5 protein-coding genes and 1 pseudogene are annotated in these 5381 nt (G+C 68.5%); 5 read left to right on the top strand and 1 reads right to left on the bottom strand.

Features of this window, described 5'->3' with window-relative positions; genetic code table 11:
* Positions 1-49: 49 nt before the first annotated feature.
* Positions 50-1312, bottom strand: coding sequence for a hypothetical protein (locus tag G6019_RS08970; RefSeq protein WP_107757451.1), 1263 nt, complete (start codon positions 1310-1312; stop codon positions 50-52).
* A gap of 469 nt (positions 1313-1781) precedes the next feature.
* Here G6019_RS08970 and G6019_RS08965 point away from each other — a divergent pair, with 469 nt between their 5' ends.
* The 5 genes and pseudogenes from G6019_RS08965 to G6019_RS08945 all read left to right on the top strand — a co-directional run.
* Positions 1782-2507 (top strand): hypothetical protein, encoded by a 726-nt coding sequence (locus G6019_RS08965; RefSeq protein ID WP_107757450.1) that lies wholly within the window; start codon positions 1782-1784, stop codon positions 2505-2507.
* An 89-nt stretch (positions 2508-2596) separates the two neighbouring features.
* Positions 2597-3334, top strand: a complete 738-nt coding sequence (locus G6019_RS08960) for a hypothetical protein (RefSeq protein WP_182613513.1) — start codon at positions 2597-2599, stop codon at positions 3332-3334.
* 31 nt (positions 3335-3365) lie between these two features.
* Complete coding sequence (locus G6019_RS08955) at positions 3366-4217, top strand: hypothetical protein (RefSeq protein WP_182627444.1); 852 nt, start codon at positions 3366-3368, stop codon at positions 4215-4217.
* Between the two features lie 163 nt (positions 4218-4380).
* Positions 4381-4938: an orotate phosphoribosyltransferase gene (gene pyrE, locus G6019_RS08950; protein WP_182613511.1), complete on the top strand. Its 558-nt coding sequence runs from the start codon at positions 4381-4383 to the stop codon at positions 4936-4938.
* Positions 4939-4990: 52 nt separating this feature from the next.
* Positions 4991-5381, top strand: a pseudogene (locus tag G6019_RS08945) (lysoplasmalogenase family protein); the annotation flags it as partial.

Genomic DNA, 5381 nt, shown 5'->3' with positions numbered 1-5381 from the left:
CCGTCCGCGCATCAGGCGCGGACGGGTCCTCTCGATTGTGCGGGGTGTGTCAGCTCGCGGAGCTCAGCAGGCCCGTGACGGTCGGGCTCGACAGCGGCGCGACGTCATATCCGACCGATCCGGACAGGCCCGCGGTGAGGGAGCCGCCGATGGCCGAGTCGATCGGGTTGATGACGGAGCCGGGGTCCAGCGAGCCGGTGCCGCCTCCGCCCGCTCCGGGGTTGGTGCCGGCGACGATGACGGGAGACGAGGTCGCGGTGGTTCCGACCCAGGTGTCGCCCAGTGTGTCCTGGTTGTTCAACACGGCCGTGTAGCGGTACACCTGCGTGTCGGCCGTACGGGGGATGTCGTCCGCGAAGGCGACGGTGGTGCCTGACCCCGGCATCTCGACCTGCCCGACCTCGACGCCGTCACGGAGGATCGTGACCATCGTGCCGGCGGGGAAGTTGTTCGAGGGCCGCTGGAAGGAGGTCACCACGTTGACCGCGAGCGAATCCTCGTCGAGCGCGCCGGGCTGGGCCTGGACGTTCAGGTTGGTGTTCCACTGGAAGGGGACCCACGGGGCGTTGGTGATCGTGGTGGTGGTGAGGGCGGCCGCATTGGCACTGGCGGCACACTCCACCTGGGCGCCGGTGGTGCCGGTGCCACCCGCCGTGGTTCCGCGGGTGTACTGGAACTGGGTCGACGCCGCATCGGTGGCGGCGGCGGCTCCGGCCCCGGGCAGCCCGAAGACGATCTGCTGGCTGGGGGTGTTCGGTGCGCGCATGCTGAAGGTGACCTCGGGCAGCTGGAACGACAGGTTGTTGTTCTTCTGCAGGCCGGTGTTGATGGACGTGCCGGTGTTCGTCCCGTAGCGGGCGGATTGTCCACCCCAGATCCGAACGGTGTTGGACCCCGCCTGGGTCGCCTTGGTCGTCGGGCTGACCTCGGCCAGCGAGGGGCTGCCGGCGGTGATCCCGGTGGCGCCGCTCGTCAGCGTCTGGGTGCGGTAGTCGGCGTTGCTCGGCGCCTGGATGTCGTAGGTGATCCGGCCGACCCGCACCGTGTTGGGCTGCATCGGCCCCGGCTGGATCGAGACCTCGAAGAACTCGCCCGGAGAGACGAACGTGGGGTAGGTGACCTCGACCGTGTTGGTCCAGGTGTTCACGCCCCCGATGTTCAGAGCGTTGTCGGGAGTGCAGGTGTAGGTGACCTCGACCGTCCCGGTGGTGGTGGGTGAGTTCTGGGCCGTGGCCGCCGGGGCGAGGGCGATGGCGGTGGCCAGCGGCAGGGTGGCTCCGGCCACCAGCGCCGTAGCGCGTGTCAACATCATGGGGAGTCCTTTATCTCTGTGGTCATCAGCGCCGTGCGACGGGTGGCGCTGAGGGCCGTTCGGCGGCCCGGTATGGGCGTTCGGGTTGTCTGTTCGTCTGCTGAGCGAACGTCGTGACAGGGGAAGTGTGACATAAACCACTAGGGAGTACCAACGGTATACGACGTCTTAGTTGGACGAGGTGCTTATTCGCCGAAACGCTGGCCCGGTCGCTGACCGTCGTCAAAACCGCAGGCAAAGGACACGCGTACCGAAATGTGTCCAATTTGTTAAGGACGGGTCAGTAGTGCAACTAGGGAAAATTGGGGCGAAGTGTTATCGGATCTAAATAATAAGGCGGCTGTGACAATGCTGTGCGCCATGTCACACTTGCCGGGACTACCTATCTGAGACGAAGGCCGGTCGTCGCCCCCGATGGCCCGGGATCCGACTTCATCCAGATCTAAGCCAATGTTAAGGAGAACGATCCATGGCACGTACGTGGCACCCTTCAGCCAGAATCGCGGCGCTCGGACTAGCCGCGGCGTTCGTCGCCGCCGCGGCGCCGGCCGCCACTGCCCAGATCCCGGGTAACAACCCCCGCACCACGGTGTATCCGGTCGACAACACGCAGATCCAACTCGCCGTCTACCCCCTCGACCAGGCGGCCGGGACCGTCCGGGTCGTGATGCAGAACAACACCGGGACCAACCTCAACTGCACCGGTATCGATGGCGGGCCGGCGGCGACGGTCACCACCGCCGAGGTCGTGGCCCGGTCGATCGACTACTTCACGCAGTACCCGCTCTCCGAGCTCGCTGATCTCACCCTCAATCTCCCGTCCGCCGCGGGTGGCGCGCAGAACATCGGCCTCGGATCGGCCCAGGTCCAGGCCGGAAGTGCTGCGGAGTTCTTCAATCCGGAGTGGGACGCCCTCAACCAGAACGAGGCCGCCCTCGAGCAGGCGCGTCTCGCCGGCCACTACGGCGTCTTCGGGACGAACATCACCATCCCCGCCACCTCGGCGTTCGAGCAGAACGTCCGTCTCGATCATCCTGTCGAGGGTCAGCGCGCGGACTTCCAGACCGGCGTGTTCATGACCTGCACCATCGCCGGCCAGCGCTACGCCTTCCACGCGTACGAGGGGGGCGTGAAGCCCAACTACGCGACCAATACCTCGACGGGCAGCCTCGGCAGCGCCGGCCTCGGCAGCTGACAGTCACCCCCGCGGTCAGACCGCGACCAGAGCAATCCGATAGGACCCCGGTCTCTCCACGATGGCCGGTACGACAGGAGCAGTGAAGAATGATCTCAACCACCACCACAGCAGTGCGCGGGGCTGTCGCTGCGGCTGCCGCACTGGCTCTCGTGGCCGGCGCGGCCCCCGCGCTCGCCCAGGTGCCCGGCGGCAACCCCGGCGGCTACGTCATCAAGGTCGACGACACCTCCCTCGTCGTCACGGTCAACGACAAGGGGGAGGCGCCCACGACGATCACCGGATCGATCCAGAACACCACCGATGCGAACTTCCGCTGTGAGGTCCCCCAGTTCAACATCGGAGGTCAGAACACGGCGCTCGGTTACGGCCAGGTGACCACCGCCGCGGCGGCCGAGGAGGTCCGGGAGTACTACCGGACCCGGGTGTTCACCGGCCCCACCGACACCAACGCCAACGGCGACCTGGTGTCCTTCGGGTCGGCCCTCGACATCTTCCCTGCGGGCAGCGCCATCGGCTCGGCGGAGGCCGGACCGCGGCAGGCACACAACGAGGCACGGGTCGCCGGACGCACGGGTGACCCCCGGGTGAACAACGCGCTCCAGTTCACCGTCCCGGCCGGTGGCACCGTGGACTACACGGCCCCGCTCGGTGTCCCGGCCACCGGCGACCGTGGCGAATGGAGGGCCGCCGCGGTGTTCATGTGCCGCAACATGGTGACCAACGACTGGTTCCTCTACATCGGTCTCGAGGACATCGAGGACCCGAACCCGGCGCCCGACCGCAGCACGACGGGAAGCCTCGGTGCCGGCTCCGTCGGCTCGTAACCCCCTTCAGACCGAATTCTCAAGGAGACTCATGTCCACCTCACGCGCCCTCAAGGGCTTCACAGCGGCGTCCGCGAGCGCCCTCATGGTTCTCGGCATGGCCGGGACCGCGGCCGCGCAGAACACCGTGACCGTCGTTCCCGGTGACAACGGTGACGGCCGCACCGTCGTCGTCAACAACCCGGGGATGACCGTCGACATCGTCAACGTCGACCGGGCCGCGGGCACCGTCCAGGTATCGATGACCAACAACCTCGGCTTCACCGTCTTCTGCGAGGCGCCCAACCAGGACACGGTCGCGGGTGCCCGGCCCGGTGGCACGGTCTCGACGGCCCCCGTCGTCGAGATGTCGGCCGAGTACTACTCGCGCTACCAGAACGTCCGGGCGGAGATGGTCAGCATCACGGCGTCCGGCTCGACCATCACCATGCCCCTGTGGCCGCTCACCCAGTTCTTCCCGCAGGGCAGCCTGGGGGATATGGCGAGTGAGGCCGTCCAGCTCCGTTCGCGCATCACCGAGCAGAACACCCGGGCCAAGGTCGAGGGACTGTACGGCACGACCGGGTCCTTCCAGATGACCAACGGTCAGACGGTCAACCGGACCATTACGCTCGGGCCGCCGGCCACCCAGCCCCGCGGCGAGGATCTGATCGGCTTCTTCACCATGTGCGCCCAGGGGACCAACTCCGCGGCCGCGCAGGGCAGCGGTCAGCTGTACGCCTGGTCCACGTTCGAGGACGGATGGCCGCCGCCGGTCGTCGTCCCCGAGAACACCGGCAGCCTCGGGAGCGGGTCCCTCGGGTCGCTGGGGAGCAGTGGCACCGATCCCGTCGATCCGGAGCCGCCGGTCGAGCCGGAGCCGGAGCCGCCTATCGACGAGTGACAGACGGTACGGCCTGAGACCCGATCAGGCCACGTGATGAAGAGGGACGGGCCGGTCGCATCACGCGACCGGCCCGTCCCTCTTCGCGTGGTGATCTCGTGGCCCGCGTCTAGAGTCGACTCCGAGACCGATCACCGTCCCGCCCGCCGATCAGAGGAGCCCGATGCCCACCCCCGCCACCGTCGATCCGGCGGCCAGAACCCGACTGGCCGAGTTGGTCGCCGAGCTCGCGGTCGTGCACGGCCGCGTCACCCTCTCCTCCGGCCGGGAGGCCGATTACTACGTGGACCTGCGCCGCGCGACGCTGCACCACGAGGCGTCCCCGCTGATCGGACGTCTGTTGCGCGAGCTGACCGCGGACTGGGACTTCGACGCCGTGGGCGGGCTGACCCTCGGGGCGGACCCCGTCGCGACCGCCATCATGCACGCGCCGGGTCGGCCGATCGACGCCTTCGTCGTGCGGAAGGAAGCGAAGAAGCACGGGATGCAGCGCCGGATCGAGGGTCCGGACATCGTGGGGAAGCGGGTCCTGGTGGTCGAGGACACCACGACCACCGGTAACTCCCCGCTCACCGCGGTGACCGCGTTGCGGGAGGCGGGCGCCGAGGTGGTGGGCGTGGCGACCGTCGTCGACCGTGCCACCGGCGCCGATGACGTGATCCGGGCCGAGGGCGTGGACTACCGCGCCCTGCTCGGCCTGACCGACCTGGGACTGGAGTGACATGGCAAACGGATGGATGAGGGCACGGAACAGCACAACCGAGAAGACGACGATGACCTTCCCCTCCGTCATGACGCGGGCACTGAGCGAGCGGGTGCTGTCGCTCATGGACACCTCCCGCCCGGAGGGTCCCGCGTTCCTCGCCGCCGCCGCGGGTACGGAGCTCGCCAAGGCGACCGGGTTCGGCCCACTGGAGAAGCTCTGCAAGCCGCTCATCGTCCCGGCGGCGCTGGCCATCGCGCTGCGGGACGGAGCTCGGGGTGAGGGAGCTGGGCGACCGGGAGTCGGCGGTCTCGGGCCGCTCGCGACCATGCTGCTGTCGGTCACCGGCGCGGCGTACACCACCGGCGACGTGATCCTCATGCTCGGGGGCGGACATGCGAGCCGGTCGAAGGCGCGCCTGGTCTCGGGCGCGGCGGCGTTCGGGGTGGGCCATCTCGCGC

Origin of the sequence: Dietzia sp. DQ12-76, from assembly GCF_014145045.1 — a bacterium.
In the GTDB taxonomy this organism is placed as follows: Bacteria; Actinomycetota; Actinomycetes; order Mycobacteriales; family Mycobacteriaceae; genus Dietzia.
Note: the sequence above shows the minus strand (reverse complement) of the source record. Positions and strands in the feature narration are given on the sequence as shown.